The following is a 20,564-nucleotide window of genomic DNA, read 5'->3' as shown; positions in this document are numbered from 1 at the left end:
TGTTATGTATACAGTAGAGGAAGGAATGAATCTGAAATGGGAAAACTGGAGCTGAATAAAAAGAAGAAAAAAGATGCTCTTTTCAACACTGCCTTTGAACTTTTTACGACGAAGGGACTTACCAAAACTACAATTTCAGATATTGTAGATCAGGCCGGGGTTGCCAAGGGGACGTTTTACCTCTATTTTAAGGATAAATATGATATCCGGAATAAACTGGTTTCCCACAAGACCGGAGAATTGTTTTTCCGGGCCCATGAGGCTGTGCAGAATGCACATATCAGCGAATTTGACAGGCAGGTACATTTTATTATAGATTACATTCTTACTGAGTTGAATAAAGACCGTACTCTCCTGCTGTTTATTTCAAAGAATCTTGCCTGGGGTGTCTTCAAGGGTGCTTTTGAGGAAAAAATGCCTGACGACGAATATAATTTTTATCAGTCCTATCTGGATATGCTTGCTCAAAGCGGACTACATTATAAAAATCCAGAACTGATGCTCTTTACGATCATTGAGCTGGTAGGTTCCACCTGCTACAGCTGCATTCTGTATCAGCAGCCTGTGTCTCTGGCTGAGTACCGTCCTTATCTGCACAGGACTATTTCAGGAATTATGGAAACTTTTTCACAGGATCATACTACATGTGAAGTTTTGTCTTCCGACACTAAAACACATGTGGACCATACAGCATAATCACTATGGCAACCCTCATAAATGATACATTTAAAAAGATTGCTGTAAAAAAGGCAAGCCTCCGGAGGTTTGTCTTTTTTATAATTTGTAGGTTTCCAGATCATCAGGAATCCAGAGATTTCCTTTATAATACTGTCTGCCTTCTTCTGTGTAGAGCTCCTTTCGTCTGGAAATATTTTTATCCTCTGTATGATACAGAATCAGATTCTCTGCTTCCAGTTTCTGTGCCAGCTCACAGGCATCCTTTACAGTAGAATGATGTTTCTCATATGGTTTGAATTTATCTGCCTGAGAGAACAGACAGAATGCTTCATGAAGAAGCCATGTGCTGTTTTTGGCATATTTCTGTTCACATTCATTATATGGCTCATCTCCACAACAGGTCAGCTTCTTTCCCTCTGCGTACTCCATGCAGAACCCAAACTGTTTTGCCTTTGTAGACAGAATATCAAAAAATGTCACCCTGTGTCCCAGAATCGTTCTATCTTCTCCGTCCTTTATTTCTTCCAGATGGACTTTGTCTCCGATAAATTTCGTTTCCTTTGGTGTGAGAAGCATCTCTGCCATCTGTTTCAGCAGGCTGATCACTTCATCATGTCCATAGATAGTCACTTCACTGTCAAACTGTCCTCTTGCCATTCCCTGACAATACATACGAAGCATCCATATTATTCCAAGCAGATGATCAATGTGTTTATGTGTCACAAATATAGTGCTGATTTCTTTCCAGCTGATTCCTGCGTCCTCCAGCTGCTTCAGAATTGTATTTCCGCCACCTCCGTCTATCATAAAATATTCTTTATCTTCATTTAGCGCAAAACAAGTGTTATAGCATTTCGTCACCTTTGCATTTCCGGTTCCCAATATTGTAAGTTTCATCTTTATGTACCTCCCGACTTTCTTTGGATGCTGACACTTGGCAGGCAGCAAATATTTCCTATATATAATAGCATATTCTAAAGTAAAAAGGAATCTGTCTATCAGACGATATGAATCTTCGTTACTGTTCACTCCGTTCACAGTAACTTAGCCAAAATTCCAGATTGCCTGCGGCAATGGAATTTTGGCTTGTATGTCTCGGGATTTTGGCATATTCATGCCAAAACACCTCGCGGGATAGTGGTATGTGAACAGTAACGAATCTTCACTATGGCAATGAAATTTCGACTTGTATGAGCACGGTTTTATGAGCATGACATAAAATATAATGTAAACAGTTTTCAGAGAAGGGAATTATATATGGAAAATTATCGGATGGGATGTTCCGGCAACCGCCCTTATAACCGTACCTGCGGTATGAATATGCCTCAGCCTTCAAATAGAAATATGAACAGTTCCGAATGCTCTGTCAGAAACACGACAAGCTGCAACTGTACTATACCGGGTGTCAAAGAAAAAAAACATGAAATGTTTTCGCATCTTCAGTATCTGGAACCTGCAATGGCATATGTTCCCTGCCAGAAGTTTACAGAGAATTTCCCACTGCAGTATGCATTAAATGCAGGAACCATTTTCCCACAGTTATGCAAACCATTTTGTGGAAAGAGAGGTATTCGAAGATGAAAACAGATTGCTCCCAAAAACAGTTATTAAACCGTATCGATCAGGTCAGTTTCGCAGTCAATGATATGACTCTGTACCTTGACACACATCCCTGTGATGAAAAGGCTCTGACTTACTGTCACGAACTTGTGCTGGAACGAAAAAAGCTATTAAAAGAATACGCCGAAGCATATGGTCCCCTGATTATTGACATTACAGATCAGACCGGAGAATCCATCTGGAAATGGATGGAACAGCCATTCCCATGGGAAAAGGAAGGAGCGTGCAGATAATTTATGTGGAATTATGAAAAAAGGCTTCAATATCCGATCAATATCACACAACCCAATGCCAAAATTGCACAGTATATCATGAGCCAGTACGGTGGCCCATAGTGTAATACCCTATAATATATAAGAAGCAATGAAGCTGATACAATATCTTATGGGTAAGGGTACTCATTGTACCCATACTCTTTTTTTATTTATATTTACTTTAAATCGCAATTAAATCTTTCCAAGTAGCAGATCCGCAAATACCATCCACTTCCAGAACTTCTTTTCTGGATTCCTGATAAGCTTTCAGAGCGTAAATCGTGTTTGCATCTGCTGTCCATGTAAGTTTCAGGGCTTTGCCGTTTTTGCCTTTAAAGCCTCTGGCTCTTAAGATTTCCTGTAAGAGGAGCACAGATGTATTTTTGTCTCCTGCTTTTACTGTCTCTGGATTAAACATGTAGCTGCCTCCTTCTGGGTTTGTTGTCTTGTCTGTTTCATCTTTATCTGCAGATAAAACAATTGAATAGTCCGGTGTACAAAATTTTGTCCCCGGAAGATTACTGTTGTAATAGCTCTTCTGGCACACCCCGCCACCATTTGCCACGATACCGGATGCTCCGGAAGTATTTCCCTCAATCGTCCAGAACCTGTCTCCGGCTACTTTTGTTACAAAGCCGGTGTGGGTAAATGTATCGCCGTGTTTAAATATAACAATATCTCCAACTTTTGGATTGGCATTTTTTACAAATAAGACGCCTAAGGTTGGGCAGTATACATACGGCCAGTGTTTTAAGAGTTTCTTTGCATTATCCAGACCAAAAGCTTTCATGAAACACCAGGAGATAAACGCTGCGCACCAGGGCTGCCCCTGATAGGATGGTTTTATATCTCTCCAATATTTTGTATAGTTTGCTGATCCGGCATTTCCAGTCTTGCTGTCAAGCTTACTGTTATTTTTCTTTTCCAGGTACCCGATCTCTTCTTCTGCAATTCCCAGAACTACGTTGATAGCTTCACTCTTTGTCATGACTGTGTTTTCCTTTTTTATATCTTTTGCTTCGTTATAATCTTTGTAAAATATATTTCTATCTACAGTTCCGCTGATGCCAGGTATCTTTGCTTTACTGGAATACTGCCAGCCCACGCCAAAGTCCGGCCGGAGTCGTTCCTGTAAGGTGCCGTTATCTGATGCCGGATAACGTGCGATCCAGAAATCATATTTTTTCAGATGGCTACAAATTACATTCAGGTACCAATCCACATTGCAATAAATACCAAATTTATATCCCGCTGCCGTGATAATCTTTTCGAATGCTTCTGCCAATTTATGGATCTGTTCAGCTCCAAGGCTTCTCTGATTATTCCATTCCAGATCCAGCCAGACCGGATACTGCAGTTTTCGCCCGTTCAAAACTTCCACTACTTTTCTGGCTTCGCTCTGTATCTCCGCAACTGTCATGGCATAACTGTATTTATATGCTCCGGTTGGAATGTTATGTTTCTGACATCCGGAGTAATTTTTCTCAAAGCAGCTATCAATCACGTTTCCGGCTTCTGTGATCCGGAGTATTGCAAAGTCCATTCCGTAGTTTGCTACGGTATCCCAGTCGATTGCTCCTTGCCATGCTGAAACATCTATTCCTCTTATTTCCATGTCCGTCTCCTTTCACAGAGAAAATAGGGATTAGGGATGATCACTCATCCCCTGAATTATTCGTCCTTATTTGTCTGTTTAATGATCTGATTTACGTATGTAGAAAGTCCCGCAATGAGAATTCCCTGCGTGATTGCTGTAAAGATTGCCATCGCAACGTCCTGGCCGGTCCCGCAGGTACAAGTGGCAAACACATAGATTGCGCAGATTGCAATGCTGATTCCGCCAAGGATAAGCGGGATATACTTATCTTTTACTGCCTGTGCCTGTTTGAGCGCCATTCCTACAAAATATAAGGCAATTGCTACTACGATGAGTTCCGGTTTTACATAATTTGTGATCTGTTCCATGTTCATTCTCCTTTTCTTTCCAGGTCTTCTATTCTATGATTCGCAACCTTAATCTGTTCCTCATGTACACTCATTTTTTCTTCCAGAGCATAAGTTCTTTTGATAAGGTTATTGTGTTCATTTACTCTTTTGGTCAGCTCTTCCAGCTTGTACTCCATAAGAGTTCGCGTCTTTTCCTGCTGTGCATTATTGCTGATCACACATACAACCAGTGTCACTGCCGCACTGATGCAGGCTGAAATAATTGTTTCCACCTTTTTTCCTTTCTGGCAATTGCGCCGGCGCAATTTTAAGTAAAAAACATTTATGTTCTGGCATTTTCGTATCATCACTAACCTTCTGAATATAAAAATACCAGCCACAAAAATAGTGACTGGCAAAACTTCAAAATTTTTTAATTAAGTTATCCATTGCTTCATTGCATTTATTTAAATATTCTTTGCTAATTTGTGTATCTTTTTCAAATATATGATGCATACCTGTTGCTAATTCTGTGAACGGTTTTCCCTCCGCAAATGCAACTACTCCTGTTGTCTGAAAATCTCTAATACTGACAATTCCATCGTGTATATCTGAAAATGAAAAAATATCTGGATTGCTTTCCATTACTTGTTCAACATCATTATCAATTGATAATAATACTGAATGATATGCAGAAGATGTTCCCATATATTGGGTTAGTCTATTTTTAACTATACAATGTATTCGGGGAAGTGTTCTTCCAGCCCCTAGCAATTTTGTAGAAAATGAATATTCTCTATAAATACTTGAGGGAGATTTTATTCCATAAATTAGCGAAAAAGCATTTTGTAACGCTCTGCGTGACGAATCATCTGCCATAACCGGAAGGATTAGTCGATCTGCGCTAGCAATTGCAATCTGTGTATAAACAGAAAAACTGGGATTACAATCTAAAAAAATAGTATCATAGACTCCATTTAATTTTTGAATAAAATCTCTTATCCAATCAATTACCGCAATCCAAGTATCAGTACCTGGTAACTGCGTGTTCGCTAATGTCGCAATTGCATTTGTTTGTAATTCAACGATTGGATCTCCAGCCAACAAAGATACATTTTCTGGTATTGACGAATTACATATTGCCGGTTTGGTTATATATTCATGAGGATCAATTTCTGGCATAGTAAATGGAGATGGAAGTCTATCTTGAAAATAGCCACCAACAGATCTTCTCTTTTCTCCATAAAGACTATTCAGATTTCCAGCTCCATTTCCAAGCAGGCCACCTAAAAGCAGTTCTGATAAATTCGCTTGTGGGCATAAATCTATTGCTAATATTTTCTCTTTCTTATGTATTTTAGCATACATTGTAATGGTCTGAAACGATAAACTGGTTTTTCCAGTTCCTCCTTTATTATTCCAAAATGCATAAATCATGTCAACACCTCTGTCACTTTTTGCTTCATTATATCATTTGTTTGAATATTATTCAATTATCTCATTGTTTCCCTTCATGCTTAGTCAAAGCCCTCTTTAGTTAATTATTTTCCGCTTTCGGTTCTTCTTCCTTATTAATATCCATCAGCTCATTATACTGTTCCTCTGTGATTCTGCCCGTTGCGAAGAAAATATCAATCTTATTTTTCAAATCATCTGTAAGTCCATTTCTTTCTTTAAGTTTTAATAATGTTCTAAATAACATAATCATACCTCCAATTCTGTAAGTGCTACTGCATATTCACTGTTGACATAGGCTTCTGCTAATTGTGTATCCATGTCATAGATATAATCTCGGTTATCGTTAAGTTGCTTTTTGACATAATTCCACCCATTTGCCATGCTTATTGGATAGTTAAATACTGTATATCCGTCAAGTTGTTCGGAATTGATAAATATGTTTGTAGTTGGATAATATGTTGCAAGTGTTTTAAGTGCCTGTACTTCTTCCTGTATTAAGTCGATTTCCTGCTGTTCTGCTAATAACCATTCGGTTTTATCTACAATAGATTGCGTATTATCTAACTTAGAAGAATCAACCATCTTTACCAACTTCCCACGTTCCACATCCACATAATCCGCAATATACTGTTGACCGTCAATCGTTACATTGCCGCCAAATGTTACTGGGATAGCGTTGAGAGTATAGGGGAGCTGGACGGATTGCTCGGTGTATGGCTCGTAAGGGGTGGCTTCCGAACCATATTCGATCTGAATTGTATCGTATATACCAGACGGAGCTGACACTCTAATATATTCTGTACCCGTTACATTAAATGTATTTATGCTATATTTGTTTCCGTTTGAAAGATTGATATTTTTTATCCACTTTTTTTCTGCATTATAAAATCCAATTCTATATGCATAACCTATTTCTATTGCCGAACTAAAATTGCGTGCTATAACAGTAATATCTTTTCCACTTGTTTTTATAAAATCTGTTACGGCGACTTGTGTTTTTGAAGCTTCTTTTATTGATCCATTGGTGCCATTTATATATCCTCCTAGTATTGGATTCCACAGGTTTTTCCCACAAACCTTCACAGTCGGATTTACAACGTTCTTAATCTCAACTAGATTCTCTGGCGTTGGTGTTCCATCCTGTGATGATTTGCCATATATCATCATATCTTGAATCTTTCCATTATCAGAATCAGTAATATGAGTTTCGCCTTGTGAACTTGCGTAGAACTTTGTGATTTTGGTGGATATATCTTCCTTTAGTGAATCAACATCCTTTTTATTCTGTTCGATCTGCTTTGATGCATCCTCTACACTTTTTGCAGATTGGGCCGCATTGTCGGCAGAAGTCTTTGCACCTTCAGCTGATGCTGCAGCTTTTTCCGTATTACTGGCAACCGTTTGGGTGTTTTGTGCTACTTCCTGAGCATTATTCAAAACCGTTTGGGCGGCTTCTTCTACAGTCGCTCTATCATCCGCAACAGTTTTAGCATCATTCCCCATTTTGGTTATAATTTTTTCTCCCTCAGTTTTTACGATGTTGACCGATGCGTCCTGCTGATTGGTGATTGTATTTATTGCCTGTTGTTTTGTAGTATTAATCTCTTCTTTCGACTGTTCAACCGCTTCGAACACTCTACTGTCAAAGCCGGCAATCTTTTCCTCAACATGATCATCAAAAGCTGTTACTGTATTATTGATGTTTTGTTCAGACTGAGCAGCTGCCTGTTTTGATGCTTCTGCATCGCTTGCGGATTGTTTTGCCTTTTCAGCGGCTTCGACAGCTGTATTCATGTTAGATGTCGCAGTCTCCTGTTTCTGTGTTACATCTGACTGCATTACTTCTACTGATTTCTTTGCAGTTTCTACGGCAGTTCTATCTTTTGCAACCTGTGTTGCAGAATCTGCAAAATTAGCCAGCACCTGACTAAATTCTTTACGAGTTCCTGTGTAACCCTGTGCCACTGCATCAGCATAGGCAGTCACACATCCTAAATCTGTTTCTATCATGACATCATAACCCCCAATCTCCCTTTATCATTTATCTTGAAATTCAAACTCTGTACAATATTTTCTGTACGGGATAAATATAGATGTCCATCTTCCCGTATTTCCATACGACAGAAACCATTTTGTGTGGCAACCTGTTTTGCCTGATCTGCATAATACTTTGCATTGTCTTTATCACGTTCTGGATAAAGCTTATGCCCATGTGCCCAGGATTCCGACTCAGTTGCTCTGGTATCTGCCATATGTGCAGCTTCTTTTGCCTGTTTTGTATACTCTTCGGCTGCTGCCAATGTATAATGAAACAGGTCTACATCCTCCGGAGATTCAAACTCTTCCGGAATCGGACGCTTATTCACTGACATTATGACTGTGTTTACAGTCTCTCCTTCTTCTGGCGTGGAAAGATAAATATATACATTTATTGCACGTCTCTGTTCAAGTGCCTTATTCGGGATATCCACGCAAGATACCCCATCTTTGGTATATCCCGTAGTAACTTTTGCTTCTTCCAATCCTTTCCAGAAGAAATGGACCTCAAAAACGTTGGGTAGATTTAAACCATTAATCTGAAGCTTTTGACCGTAATCATACTGCCACAATTCATCATCTATTGAAATTTCCTCATCCTTTTTCGTAAAATTCGCAATCAGCATTATTTAACCACCCCTTTCAGCATTTCCTCTAATTTACTCAGTCTTTCGTTCAATGTGCTCACTGTATCTTCCAATGTATTAATTCTTTCATTCTGATTCTGAATAACTTTCATCATTGCCGGAATCATGGTTCTGTAATTCCAGTCTTCTATCTGCCCATCCTCATTGAATATTACTCCTTCAGGATATTGTTTATACACGTCTTCCGCATAGAATCCCGGCACTGGTTTGTCTTCAAATGGGTCTCCTTCTCTCAAATAGCCTTTTTTATATTGAAACCATACCACTGGAACTTTAAGGAGTTTATCCGCTTCAGAGCTATCCATATTTCGAACATGGTTTTTGTATCTTTTTGAAGAAGACGACAACTTATATACGATATTACTCGCAATGCAAAGAGTTTGATATCCCGATGAAACAGTAGTCAAGTTGATTAGTTTAAATTCGCCTGAACCGTCCGTGAATTCTCCAGATGATCTTTGAGTGTGTACCTGCATACCGTATTTAACGCTCAGAGACTTTTTATCAGATGCTTCCGCAAGAGTTACATTGCCTAATTTGATAGTACCGCCTTTTATTTGCAATCCTACACCAGTGTTCATATTAAAATAATTTCTCGCGTCTTTATATACGCTAAATCCGTTTGTTCCTATGTATATACCTTGCGTAGTTGACGTCATGGAATTGCGGCCGCTGGTATGTATACTGGTAGACCCGACCACAAATCCGCCTATTTTTGCAACAATCGCATCAAGTGTATTCACGTCGATAAGATCGGCCGTTATGGTTTTAGACTTTATGTATTCGCCATTAATGTACAATTTCCCATCTGAGCCATAGGCTATAAGTTGACGATCGCCATTGTCAGTCAGAGCGTTAAAAACAGCTTCTCTTGTCACTTCCGCATCCGCAAGTACGGATACGCTCAACATCCCGAGGATGACTCCGGAAGAATTTCCGACAGTACATCTGATGGCAGTGGTTCTGTTAGTTATCCTATCCCATGTGGAGAATTTCATATCTATTCCCACGCCAGTTCCAGAAATAGCGTTCCATGCGCTTCCGTCTTCTGTATACTCAAACGTCCATCTACCGGAAATGTTTTGTTTTCTCTCCTCTGCTCCTGTCTGCGAATACAAATGAAACACCAGCGGAGAAGGCGAATAATCATATCCGCCAGAGCTGTTTGAACATCTTTTGATCGTTGTTGTTTCACATTCAAGGTAATAAACAGTGGCATCTTTTCCGTTCGTACCGTTCCCGCCAGCATACTGTTTTGCAAGATTAAAGCGCTTGGTTATTGTTATTCCATTATAAGTCGTTGAGAAATCAACCCATCCAATGTCTTCGGATAAGCTCTTTACGGAATAAGTGTGTGTACCTGAAGACCACGTGCCTGTTATGTTTTCTGTCGAGTACGATATAGCCGCTTCTGATGTAACATCCGATTCCCCATAAAAAACCTGTACTTTTACCTCGCATCTTGGAAAACTTGAATAGTTTCCATCCGCATTTACCGGGATTGCCTGATACTCACTTGATAACTGTATAACCAACGGAATTGCTTTCTTTATTTTTTCATCAATAGTATCTCCAGCAATATCTTCTACATCCTTACCACCTATAGTAAGAGTTTTGGCGGCAATCATGACATTGCCATCATTATCAATATAAAATGTTGTTTTATTTTCCTTATCAGTGACACTCATGCCTTTTCCATTAATAAACTTACCGGCCAAAACACCGGATAAGATATAACTCGCATTTATATACAGTTCACCGTCCTGAATATAAATACCTTTATTTTTCCCATTGTCGGTCAGTTTATTGAATATTTCAGGCTGCCCCAGACTATTATCATAATTATCAATAGCGTCCTGCACATCGTTACTGTCTACATATCCTGGGAAAATCCAGTCTGTTGAAACAAATGTTCCATTTTCACGTGCAGTCTTGCAGATTTTGACCTTTCCTTTCCCATCTTCCATGGACGTTACCCACATGTCACCTTCGTCATATGGCGGAGTGGGGGTATTGATAAAGACTCTTCTTTTACCGTCTGCTGTGTCCTTAGCAGTAGCTGCATCTTCCAGGGCTTTCTGTATCTCCGAATCCTGAAAATCTTCCCAGGTATAATTTTCTCCGTCTTTAATAAAACGAAAAAGTTTCTTTGTGTCGGTATTATAAAAAAGGTCGTTTACATGCTTGTCTTTTGTTTCTATATCTGTCCATTCTTTTGCCGGAAGGTTTGTCAAACCTGGATCATACGCCCCAAAATATTGAGTATTAATGTCTTTTGCAATATCATCAACTACTGTAGTGACATATTTTTTTGCAGAGTCCTGTGCGATTTCTTCAACATCTTTTCCGGTGATTTTAAGTGTTGTCGCATTAATATAGACCTGTCCGGTATCAATATCCGCCCGGAAAAGAGTATCTCCATTTGTGTCTTTTACAACAAGAGCTCCTGTGTTGATCCAGTCCGCATTAATTCCGATGCTGTTCAGAATTTTCGTAATCATGGTGCCATCTACGAGAAGACCTGCATTCCATGTATTACCGCCATCTGTGCTTACTGCCCATCCTTTTCCATTAAGTTCAAATACAACTTTTGATTCCTCCAGCGTCGGATGGTCACACATATAATATATTTTGCTTCCATCCTCCAGTGTTTTTATAACCGGATAAAGACCCACCTGTTCTTTCATGGCTTTTGTCAGCTGTTCCATGGCTTTTTCCCATTCGGTTTTGTTTTTTGACAAGCCATTTCTAAACTGTTTATACAGTTTCGTTGCTTCACTGTATCGCGTAGAAGATAATCTTTCAGGAGATTCTGCACTACTGGTAATTGTCTGTGTACCACCACCATTATACTGAACTCCAGTAATAATGGTCCGATACATATTATTCTTTCTGTCTATTACAAGTCCTATATCACCAGCCTCTGTGGATGGATCACTTTGGCAAATCACATTTAAAGGTCTGAACTGAAGCCCTGTAAGTTTTTTCCCGACAGATTCTGCTATTTTGCTTCCATTCCCGCTCTGGATCAGTTTATTTCCTGTAATCTCCAGAACATATCCGTCTGCTCCGTACTGATAAATCGTTTCCGTCTTTCCGGAAGATTCTGTTTCACTTTCTTCGGTAACACGGACCCCTGTTACCACCACATCATCTGTTTCAACTGAACTTCCACTTTTCATGGTATCAATTTTGACTATTCTGTTATTGTTCTGCATATCTGATACCGACAATCCGAGTAATGATGTATCATACCATTTCAAAGTCAGCTGTCCATCATTATTGATTCTTGCATATTTACAGGAAATCTGTGCGACCCATTGGATTATCTGTCTGAATGTCAGTGCTGAATCGTCAGGCCTGCTCTCCACTGTCAGATCTGAATTATCAAAGGTTGCTGTATCAGCAGCCAGTGGAACGTCACAACAAGTGCATGCATCCTGTAAGATTTCTCTCAGTGTAACCGGATACGCCAGTTTGCTTTTGGTATATGGCTGGTCAAAAGACAACATTTTGTCAAAGGCTGATACTGTCACGGTATCACCTGTATCTTTTCCAGGTTCTGCGTAAAATGTCCCCTTATCCAACCACTCCACTGTTCCATTCACTTCCAGACCAACTTTTGCACTTAGCTCAGCTCCGGAAAAATTCTTTTTCGTTAATTCTCCGTCTGTATTGTTGATCTTAACAGTAATCTGTTTTGCAATAGCTGAACCAATATCAAAGCTGCTGTTATTTGATGTCTCATCTGTAATTCCAAACTGCAAGAGTCCTGTATCTGCTGCTGTCTTTATACTGCCATCCGCAAAGGTAATTCTTACCTGATTATGAATTACTCTGTTTTCTTTGATTGTATTTTTATATGCATTTGATGTATTGATCATTTTGTTACCTCTGCACTATGTCAACCGATGCGCTTTTGTAATAAAATATTCCATCACTCAGCCATCCAATCTGTTCTTTTGACAATGTTCCCCTGTATGACTGTATCGTAATATCGATTCCGTCATCACGGAACGAAAATGGGAAATACCCCGGAACCAATGTACTTTTTATAACTGCCATCTGTGCTTCCGTAAGTATTCCCCATTTAATTGATACTGTTTTCTTTTCTGCTACAGGATCACCTACCATATATCCTGCTAATGTTCTGCCTGTGTCAGAAGTCCATATTATCTCGTCATTTACTGTAATGCTTGTTGGAGCAGGGAGCGTAACACTCCCTGACCATAAAATTCTTCTTGCCATCAGCCTACTCCTACTGTGTTGTATCTGATATCAATAATTTCCTGTGCTGTCTTGCTTGCTTTTGCGATCTGTGTACTGTCAAGATAAAATCCCATTTCTGACAGAGCTGCAACAATACGCATAACCGCATTATTGATGATCCTTTCGAACTCATCCCTGGTAATCCCATTTCCGGATGCGGCTCTGGCTGCTTCAATCGCCATCTCGCGCAATTTATTCTCCGGTGAGACGATTTCGCCCTGATGAAGGTTATCACCGATCATTGCCAGCTGTGGCGTGTTCTTCTGTACAAATCCGCCTTCTGCAAGATGAGGTATAGTTGGTACTCTGGGAAGAGACAGACCATAATGTCCATAATGCCGGGTACCTGTAATAGGATTCTTGAAATCATAACTGAATGAAAATGCGTTCTCTATTGCCGATAAACCGGAGTTAAGTTTTTCCATCAGGCTGTTGATAATGTCAATAACTACATTCAGTGGTGTCTTAGCCAGAGTTATTAATCCGTCAAATATTCCACCAAATATGTTTTTGATACCTTCCCATGCCTGTGTCCAGTTTCCTGTAAAAACACCCGTAACAAAATCAATGATTCCGTTAAATATCTGTTTTATATCCGACCAGATCCGGCTTACAGATTTCCCAAATGTGTTCAGTATTGTTTTTAGCGTTTTAAAACTTCCCGCCCAGGATCCTTCAAAGACTCCTTTTATAAAGTCAATAAATGGCTGAAAAATATGTTCTTTCACATATTTAAAGATTGATTCAGCAATAGTCTTGAATCCCTCTATGATTTCTTCAATTCCCTGCCAGCATTTATCAAAATCTCCAGTAAAAGCACCCGTGCAAAAATCAATGAATCCTCCCAGAATATCCGTGATTCCCTTGATCACATCACCTGCAACAGCCAGCAGATCGAAAATCTGATCTCCGATGTTAGCAATAATCGGTCCTAAAATAGGTAAAATAGTTGCAATGATCCAGTTGATCACAGGTACCAGGAGTGTTTCCCATAATGCCTGTAAATTCTCAAAGATCTTGCCAATCAGTTCGATGACTCCGTTGAGTGCGGGTTGTATATGTTCTGCCCACACTGTGCTGAACTTATCCGCCAGATAATCCAAGACAGGAACAATGTATGTATTATATGCATCAAGGAAGGTACCTACGATATCTGAAATTCCCTGTGCAAGAGAATCCATGAAAGGTTTTACATATTGATCGTACGTTTCAGATATCTTTTCAAATGTATCTACAACCGCCTGGTGCAGGGTATTCAGAACTATTTCAATCGGAACCAGTGTATTTTCGATTGCTGTTTTTATCTTGTCTACATTCTGGGTAACAGGCAAGATAAAAATCTGTTCTATATCCCTTGTAAATTTCAAGAGTACCTCGCAAGCTCCAAGAACTCCATCGGCAAAAATTCCTATAATGTGTCCGGTAATGCTTTTGGCTGTTTCCCCGGAGAATACATCGAAAATGTCAGCCATGGCAACATAAAAATCACCTTCTAAATCTGCAATTTCTGCTCTGATATCGAAAATAGATGCCAGTTTTTCCTTAATGTAATCCTTGCTTCCTGTGAGATATTTATCAAATCCGCCAATCAGATTGTCAGCTATGGTTAATCCTATTCTTGCAAAGGAACCAACCATTTTCCCAAAGCATAATGCCAGGGAGTCTAAGAGATGATTCGCTGACTCGACGACAGCCGGATCTGTAAATATTTCCTTGAGTGTTTTTCCTATATTTTTGATACTGTCATTGATGGACTTTATTTTCTTCTGGGAATCCCCGAAACCAATCCGGAATCCTTTTTTGAAGATATTAGCCAGTTCTTTACAGCGTTTCAGAAGTTTATCCAAACTCTTGTTGGTTTTATCAATAGTTGTCTCGCCTTCTGCCAGTTTTCCAAAATCAACAGCATCTCCCAGATTGACTCCGGGATTTCCTGTGCCACCTGCTGTGCCAGAATCCGAATCAGATTCTGCATCAGATGGGCTATCTAGCTTTTGGATCTGGTCAAATCCCATCAGAGAGCGCATCTCTTTTGCCGCTTTTTTCGCAGCACTTCCGGCTTTCTTCGTAGAATCTGCCATGTTGTCGGCAGACTGGGAGGCATCTTCCATACCAGCTCCCGCATCAGCTGCCGCTGCGCCTGTTGATGCGATCTGGCTTGTTCCGGATGATTTATTGCCTGTTATCAGCTCCGTAAAGCTTTTGAATGCATTTGCCAGAGTTGCTAATTTCCCGATCAGAGTATTTACTGCTTTGATGATGGGCGTAAATAAATTGATCAGTCCCTGTCCAATCGTTGCTTTTAGAGAATCAAACTGCAGCTTCAGGATGCGGACCTGATTTGCCCAGCTTCCAGATGTCCTTGCGAAATCCCCGGAAGCTGCTGACAATTGCTTTTGCACAAATGAATACCGTAAAGCTACTTTCTCAGCTTCCGTCATCTGTGATGTGGTCTTGCCGAATCCGTTTGCCAACGCATAACTGTCAAGGGCTGTCTGAGTCATTACAACGCCCAGATCCTTTAAAGACTCTGTCTCACCTGTAAATACAGATTTAAGCTTTGTGTAAGCTTCGTCCTGACTCAGATTATAAAATGAAGCTACATCTCCGGCTAATCCGGTCAGAGTAGAACCCATATCGTAAGCCTGCTGTTCTGTGAATCCAAAAGCTTTCGCCATGGCTCCAAATGTACCAGTGTACTGTTTCGCCATAGTCTCTGAGAGACCGAAGCTCTGTGCCGCAGACCTTGCAAATTCATCGACCTTTGCAGTCATATGAGGAAACGTCACATCTACTACGTTCTGGACCTCTGCCAGATCAGAGCCTAATTCCAGGCACTGTTTGCCAAAATCAATTAATTTCTTGGTTCCGAAAGCTGCTGCCAGTGCAACACCTGCTTTTTTTGCCAGTTTGGTAATACCGTTCATCTGTTGCTGGAACTGGTTCTGGTTTACTACAAGATCAAGTGCAATCTGTCCTATACTTGTTGCCATATGTAGTTTCAGTCACCTCCTAATCCAGCCATTCGTAAAAAGGCATTTTTAAATCCATCCATAGCGGTATCCATTTCCTGTTTTGATATGGATTCAGCCACTACCTTTGTATGTTTTTCTTTCCATTCATTTCTGATCCGATGCTGTTCCTTTGTAAAAGTCTTCAGAATTTCTTTATCATCCTCTGCACGTATTGCGATAATCCTTCCGAGTGCTGTTTTATTGTCAATTCCCACGAGCATCTGTTTAAACTCTGTCCATGACATTTTGTGTATTTCTCTCGACAGTCTCAGCCCATACTGTGACTGGAAGGAAGATACGATCAGGTCATAATCTTCAATCAGGTCATAGTATGGGTCAGAGCTTCCCCCGCAGTTTCTTCCTCTCCTACAATAAGTTTCTGGGCTTCCATGACAATTGTCGTCAGATCATTAAAGCTGATCTTCATTTTTTCAATCTTTTCCCGACTTTCCTCCGGGAGCATTAAATTGTATAAATCCAGAATGTCTTTTGCTGTAGCATTTTCCGAGGTAAATTCTGAATATTTTCCCATGATCTTTAACATGGTTGCTGCATCTGCGTTTACTTCTAACTCCTCTTTGCCAATAATCAGGGATGGATTGCCATCCAGTTCCAGTTTTTCTGTAATATTTACTTTTTTCGCCATTATTCTTCTCCTTATACAGCGGGTGTTACAGTAGGCTTGCCATTGCTGATTGCATCAAACTCTAATGCAGCTACATTTGTGGAATCTCCACCACCACAGTTCTTAACATCAAATACAGCGGCATCCCAGGATACGGTTGTTCCATCCGGGAACTCCCATTCAAAATATCCTTCTGCATCATGTCCGTTACTGAACTGTTTTCCTGCAATGTAGTCGTTTCCTGTGTCTCCAATGTTTCTCTTTCCACTGAGAGTGATGGTAACCGCCTTTGCAGTCATCAGGGCTCTCTGCCAGCCTTCCTGGTCCATAGGTGTCCAGGTTTCCACACCATTAGAAAACTCTACGGAAAATGTCTCCATATCTGCAATGGTTGTCGCTGATTCCTTTGTCTTTCCAACTTTGAACTTGTTATCAAGAACCGGAAATACGTTTGTTTTTCCTGCGAATTTCTGTAAATTCATCTGTAAAGCTTTACGTTTCATTCTGTTTTCCTTTCTTCGCATAGATAACAGCCGCCTCTATTACCATTTCACAAATTCCGGAATCGTTCGTTCCAACATCCTGGATTTCATAAAGTGGCTGTATAAATTTAATGGTTTCATCATTAATCGTTATATCCCTTGCCCGTCTGAGCACTTCAAACAGCTCTGTAGCTGTTTTTTCGGTATCCCTTGGAGATTTATTCCAATGTATCAGCAGAGTTATATATTTCTGCCCGTATCCCTCCTGAGCGGGGCCTCCAAGTGCTATGTGCTGTGGATACTGATGCTTGCTGTTGTATACTCCAATAGATTTATCTTCCTTATCCGGAAGTTTCCCCATGTATACGTGTGCAGCCAATTCAAGGGAAGCTATATAGTCTCTCACGTCTGCTAATGTCATATTCCTGTCAGCCTCCTGTAGATTCGTTTAAATGCATTTGTACAGTAATCTGCCTCTCTTCCTCCCGGAATCCAGTCTTCATACCATTTTCCTTTTGCGTTCGGGTTTTCGTCTGTATGGAAATGATATTCCGGATGAAAATACAGCCTTCTGGCATATGGAGTTGATGATACTATAGATACTTTCCCCTGTTTGCTTTTGGAAGTATCCACGAACGTGCTTTCATTCTGCAGGTTTCCGGTATCTCTCGGGAAAACCTGAGCCTGTACCACTTCTGTGTGAAGCGCTTCTGCCGTCTGTTCCAGAGCTTTCACCTGCATCTCTGAGAGTTCTCGGATTTTGGGAAGATTCAATCTCACTGTTGAATTTACCCGGATCATATTAGCTGAACCTCTGTATAATTTACTGAACCGTCAGAATTTCGTGCCTTTGTTCCCTGTTCGATCCGCCTTTTTACACCAAATATGACAGCCTCACCGCCGGATATGACTGGAAGTTCCGGGCATATGTCCCCGCAAAACAAGGCTGTTCCTGTGATCTTGATCAGCTTCTTTTCAGCAGTCAACACTGTCCGGGCTTTATCCTGATAATTACATTTTCCTGAATACTGTATAGGTTCCAGCGGTTCTCCGTACTCATTTAAACCTTCTCTGTCAAGCGACAGGCTGATATCTGTTTTACATAACCGTCTGGGTACCAGACATGGATATTTCATATGATCACCTCGCTAATTGGCAACAAAGGCCGGTTTGGCAGAGAAGTGTATAGTCGTCTCTCTTCATTGCAATGCCTTTTCCTGTAAATACATTCCATGAACTACCAAACTGGGCAGATACACCGTTAATGCTGTAAGAGGACAGGACACTGCTTATTTCGTCTGCGTTCTCATACTCAAATTCTGCCTGTCTGCATATAACTTCCCGGATAATTTCCTGTTGAAATTCCGTAAGATTTAAAAAACCCCGGCCTACAATCCTGTTGTAGGTCAGGGAATCTACATGTCTGCTTGCCTGCTTTAATGCTTTTTCTATTTCATCTTCAGGTATCAGAATTCCTTCATAGGTATCCAGGTAATAGCTTTCTGTTGCATACGATTTATATCTCATATGACGCCCTCCGATCAGGCACCAACCTCTGTTGTGTCTACGTCAACATAAATACTGTCGATATTGCCATCACGTCCATTCGGGAACACAAATACATCAGAAAATGACCTGTTCTGATACAGGTATCCGTCTCCCTTGGTGTGTCCGCCCGGCTCAAAGTAATAAATACTGTTAATCTTTGGTACGGTTTTGCAGGTCTGACCGCAGGCAACCAGCACGTTGATCTTGTGTGCTCCTGTCACTCCGGATGCTTTTTTGAGTGGCTCAAATCCGCCGCCTTCCGGCTCCCAGTTGAATGCATCATAGAAACGCTCATCGTCAATAACTTCCATGATCGGCACACCATCGATCTCAGTTACTCTGGTCTCAATGCCAAGACCACCTTCTGCAATCTGGGTCATTTCAATCTTTCTGGTGAATTCTGTAGACTGCTCCAGAGCGTCCATAATCTCACTGCGAACATACATAAGCAGAGAACCATTTGCTTTGTATCTTCTGAGTTTCCCTTTTGCAAGGATATCTTTGAGCATACCGAATACTTTTGCCTTTGTGTATGCAGATGTTGCTGTGGATCCATGATAGTCTTCTGTCTTCTGAGCTGCCTGAGCTACCTTGGAAAAGAACAGCGCATCTGTTTCCGGAACTACCCATGTCTGTTCAAACACGCGGGAAATGTTCTGAATAGAAGCTGTAGCATTTGTCTCATCAACATCTGCTTTATCTACCATAAATTCAACATCACGGTCGTGTGTCAGTGTGTATGGTACGTCTTTCTGTTCGTAAGAACCAACATTCCAGCCGCCTTTTCTGCTGTGGTTCTTGTATCCGGATGTGCTCATCTGAGTAAAATGAAATGTTTTGGCATCAAGCCATCTAACATTGCTAGTTACAAATGGAGATGTCAGGGTTCCCTGCATCAGGATTTCAAGGAGCTCCGGGCTCCACTGTTCTGCATAATTTAATGCCATAGTTTATACCTTCTTTCTTTTTAGTTCCAGCGATTCCAACGTTTTGTTGGCACTGCTGTTTGGTTTGTAGTTGTCTGAGAATGCTGTGCCGGATTACCGCCAGTTCCTACCTGAGTAAAACCGGTCTTTCCGTCAGCCTGTGGTTTCAAAGCCGGAACAGCTTCCAATACCGTATTAAGTGCTGTTTTCAGTGCTTCTTCGTTAATCTTCCCATCCTGTCCTGCTGTCTGACTAAGATCAGCCATTTTCAAGACGTATGGAATTGTCTTTGCATCAAGCCCCAGGGATACTGCCATCATTGTAGCTGCGTTTTCAACCTTTGCGGCCTGCACTGCTGCCTGTGCTGCTGTCAACTGGTTCTGAGTCTCTGTAATCTGACTCTGCAGTCCTGCTACATCAGGAGTATTTGCCGCCTGCTGCTGTTTGAATGATGCAATTGCCTGATCCATCTGTTCCTTTGAAAGCCCCTGCTGTTTAAAATAGCCTTTTAAAACAGATTCCTCTGTTACGCTCTGCTTTCCCGCGATCAGACTGGCCAGTTTATCATAATCAAACTGTGGTGTCTGCTGTGTTCCTGTTGGTGGTGTTCCGCCTTCTGCTCCTGAACCTCCTCCACCGTCAGCAGTTCCACCTTCTGCAAATGTCTGCAGGTTCATTGATAATTTGCATCTGAATCTCTTATACATTTTTACATGCTCCTTTACAGTTTTTTATGTGCTGTCTGCACGAATACAGTTTTACGTGTGTCTCACATAAACAGTTGTTAACCCGGTGTCTCCGCGTAGTTTTAAGCCTTCGGGCATAAAAATAAGGCGTTTCACCCTACGCCTCAGCGGGAGATTCTGGATCACCGCCTTTCTGTTCCGGGATCTCTTTAGCCACTTTTAATGCTATGAGATATTTCCCTCTTTCTTTTGATACCGAATATTTGTCTCCGACCTTTCGAAGCTTCAAGTTGTTTTCTTTATCGTAGAAATTATGGATCACTTCGATTTTCATGTTCTCACCTCCCTCTGTTGCGCCGGCGCAATTTTAAAAAAGAGTATAAAAATACCACCG

The 20,564-nt window shown here is 40.7% G+C and carries 24 protein-coding genes and 1 pseudogene; 4 read left to right on the top strand and 21 right to left on the bottom strand.

Annotated elements, in window-relative coordinates; all coding sequences use genetic code 11:
• Window positions 1–36 precede the first annotated feature (36 nt).
• On the top strand, window positions 37–696 hold the full coding sequence (locus LI074_RS02835; protein WP_022381012.1) for a TetR/AcrR family transcriptional regulator: 660 nt from the start codon (window positions 37–39) through the stop codon (window positions 694–696).
• A gap of 78 nt (window positions 697–774) precedes the next feature.
• Here the strand turns inward: LI074_RS02835 and LI074_RS02830 are convergent, their stop codons facing one another.
• Window positions 775–1,575: an MBL fold metallo-hydrolase gene (locus tag LI074_RS02830; protein WP_173697670.1), complete on the bottom strand. Its 801-nt coding sequence runs from the start codon at window positions 1,573–1,575 to the stop codon at window positions 775–777.
• Window positions 1,576–1,935: 360 nt separating this feature from the next.
• On the opposite strand from LI074_RS02830, the gene LI074_RS02825 reads away from it, so the two are divergent.
• The 3 genes and pseudogenes from LI074_RS02825 to LI074_RS17715 all read left to right on the top strand — a co-directional run.
• On the top strand, window positions 1,936–2,259 hold the full coding sequence (locus LI074_RS02825) for a spore coat associated protein CotJA (RefSeq protein ID WP_226839503.1): 324 nt from the start codon (window positions 1,936–1,938) through the stop codon (window positions 2,257–2,259).
• On the top strand, window positions 2,256–2,531 hold the full coding sequence (locus tag LI074_RS02820) for a spore coat protein CotJB (RefSeq protein WP_119253444.1): 276 nt from the start codon (window positions 2,256–2,258) through the stop codon (window positions 2,529–2,531). Before LI074_RS02825 ends, LI074_RS02820 begins: the two co-directional genes overlap by 4 nt.
• Before the next feature lie 3 nt (window positions 2,532–2,534).
• Window positions 2,535–2,630: pseudogene (locus tag LI074_RS17715) on the top strand (manganese catalase family protein); the annotation flags it as partial.
• Between the two features lie 103 nt (window positions 2,631–2,733).
• Here LI074_RS17715 and LI074_RS02810 read toward each other — a convergent pair.
• The 20 genes from LI074_RS02810 to LI074_RS02715 all read right to left on the bottom strand — a co-directional run bounded on the left by LI074_RS02810 (window position 2,734) and on the right by LI074_RS02715 (window position 20,504).
• Window positions 2,734–4,167: a GH25 family lysozyme gene (locus LI074_RS02810; protein ID WP_173697669.1), complete on the bottom strand. Its 1,434-nt coding sequence runs from the start codon at window positions 4,165–4,167 to the stop codon at window positions 2,734–2,736.
• Window positions 4,168–4,223: 56 nt separating this feature from the next.
• Window positions 4,224–4,517, bottom strand: coding sequence for a phage holin family protein (locus LI074_RS02805; RefSeq protein WP_161276349.1), 294 nt, complete (start codon window positions 4,515–4,517; stop codon window positions 4,224–4,226).
• A 2-nt stretch (window positions 4,518–4,519) separates the two neighbouring features.
• Window positions 4,520–4,771: a hypothetical protein gene (locus tag LI074_RS02800; protein ID WP_119243521.1), complete on the bottom strand. Its 252-nt coding sequence runs from the start codon at window positions 4,769–4,771 to the stop codon at window positions 4,520–4,522.
• Between the two features lie 130 nt (window positions 4,772–4,901).
• The gene (locus LI074_RS02795; protein ID WP_119243455.1) at window positions 4,902–5,915 is read right to left on the bottom strand and encodes a ParA family protein; all 1,014 of its coding nucleotides are present in this window, start codon (window positions 5,913–5,915) and stop codon (window positions 4,902–4,904) included.
• A gap of 100 nt (window positions 5,916–6,015) precedes the next feature.
• The gene (locus LI074_RS02790; RefSeq protein WP_173697668.1) at window positions 6,016–6,180 is read right to left on the bottom strand and encodes a hypothetical protein; all 165 of its coding nucleotides are present in this window, start codon (window positions 6,178–6,180) and stop codon (window positions 6,016–6,018) included.
• Between the two features lie 2 nt (window positions 6,181–6,182).
• Entirely contained in the window at window positions 6,183–7,946 is a 1,764-nt protein-coding gene (locus LI074_RS02785; protein ID WP_173697667.1) for a hypothetical protein, read from the bottom strand.
• Window positions 7,943–8,599: a hypothetical protein gene (locus LI074_RS02780; protein ID WP_173697666.1), complete on the bottom strand. Its 657-nt coding sequence runs from the start codon at window positions 8,597–8,599 to the stop codon at window positions 7,943–7,945. Before LI074_RS02780 ends, LI074_RS02785 begins: the two co-directional genes overlap by 4 nt.
• Window positions 8,599–12,504, bottom strand: coding sequence for a tail fiber domain-containing protein (locus LI074_RS02775; RefSeq protein ID WP_173697665.1), 3,906 nt, complete (start codon window positions 12,502–12,504; stop codon window positions 8,599–8,601). The genes LI074_RS02780 and LI074_RS02775 overlap by 1 nt, the downstream gene beginning before the upstream one ends.
• 4 nt (window positions 12,505–12,508) lie before the next feature.
• On the bottom strand, window positions 12,509–12,868 hold the full coding sequence (locus LI074_RS02770) for a hypothetical protein (protein ID WP_173697664.1): 360 nt from the start codon (window positions 12,866–12,868) through the stop codon (window positions 12,509–12,511).
• Complete coding sequence (locus tag LI074_RS02765; protein ID WP_173697663.1) at window positions 12,868–15,882, bottom strand: hypothetical protein; 3,015 nt, start codon at window positions 15,880–15,882, stop codon at window positions 12,868–12,870. The genes LI074_RS02770 and LI074_RS02765 overlap by 1 nt, the downstream gene beginning before the upstream one ends.
• Window positions 15,883–15,890: 8 nt before the next feature.
• Window positions 15,891–16,205 (bottom strand): bacteriophage Gp15 family protein, encoded by a 315-nt coding sequence (locus LI074_RS02760; protein ID WP_265107635.1) that lies wholly within the window; start codon window positions 16,203–16,205, stop codon window positions 15,891–15,893.
• Between the two features lie 17 nt (window positions 16,206–16,222).
• A complete protein-coding gene (locus LI074_RS02755; protein WP_161276263.1) occupies window positions 16,223–16,549 on the bottom strand; it encodes a hypothetical protein in 327 nt (108 codons plus the stop codon).
• Between the two features lie 11 nt (window positions 16,550–16,560).
• Window positions 16,561–17,031, bottom strand: a complete 471-nt coding sequence (locus tag LI074_RS02750) for a phage tail tube protein (RefSeq protein ID WP_243148406.1) — start codon at window positions 17,029–17,031, stop codon at window positions 16,561–16,563.
• Window positions 17,021–17,431 (bottom strand): phage tail terminator protein, encoded by a 411-nt coding sequence (locus LI074_RS02745; RefSeq protein WP_161276262.1) that lies wholly within the window; start codon window positions 17,429–17,431, stop codon window positions 17,021–17,023. The genes LI074_RS02750 and LI074_RS02745 overlap by 11 nt, the downstream gene beginning before the upstream one ends.
• The gene (locus LI074_RS02740) at window positions 17,428–17,811 is read right to left on the bottom strand and encodes a hypothetical protein (protein WP_179962917.1); all 384 of its coding nucleotides are present in this window, start codon (window positions 17,809–17,811) and stop codon (window positions 17,428–17,430) included. Before LI074_RS02740 ends, LI074_RS02745 begins: the two co-directional genes overlap by 4 nt.
• On the bottom strand, window positions 17,808–18,146 hold the full coding sequence (locus tag LI074_RS02735; RefSeq protein ID WP_173697662.1) for a hypothetical protein: 339 nt from the start codon (window positions 18,144–18,146) through the stop codon (window positions 17,808–17,810). The genes LI074_RS02740 and LI074_RS02735 overlap by 4 nt, the downstream gene beginning before the upstream one ends.
• 4 nt (window positions 18,147–18,150) lie before the next feature.
• Window positions 18,151–18,537, bottom strand: coding sequence for a hypothetical protein (locus LI074_RS02730; RefSeq protein WP_161276260.1), 387 nt, complete (start codon window positions 18,535–18,537; stop codon window positions 18,151–18,153).
• A 14-nt stretch (window positions 18,538–18,551) separates the two neighbouring features.
• Window positions 18,552–19,505: a phage capsid protein gene (locus LI074_RS02725; protein ID WP_161276259.1), complete on the bottom strand. Its 954-nt coding sequence runs from the start codon at window positions 19,503–19,505 to the stop codon at window positions 18,552–18,554.
• A gap of 20 nt (window positions 19,506–19,525) precedes the next feature.
• Window positions 19,526–20,191, bottom strand: coding sequence for a hypothetical protein (locus LI074_RS02720; RefSeq protein ID WP_173697661.1), 666 nt, complete (start codon window positions 20,189–20,191; stop codon window positions 19,526–19,528).
• A gap of 136 nt (window positions 20,192–20,327) precedes the next feature.
• Window positions 20,328–20,504, bottom strand: coding sequence for a hypothetical protein (locus tag LI074_RS02715; RefSeq protein WP_161276257.1), 177 nt, complete (start codon window positions 20,502–20,504; stop codon window positions 20,328–20,330).
• Window positions 20,505–20,564 lie beyond the last annotated feature (60 nt).

Source organism: Blautia sp. MSK18_10 (genome assembly GCF_020553185.1).
Classification (GTDB): domain Bacteria; phylum Bacillota; class Clostridia; order Lachnospirales; family Lachnospiraceae; genus Blautia_A; species Blautia_A wexlerae.
This window is presented reverse-complemented; position numbering and strand designations above follow the sequence as displayed.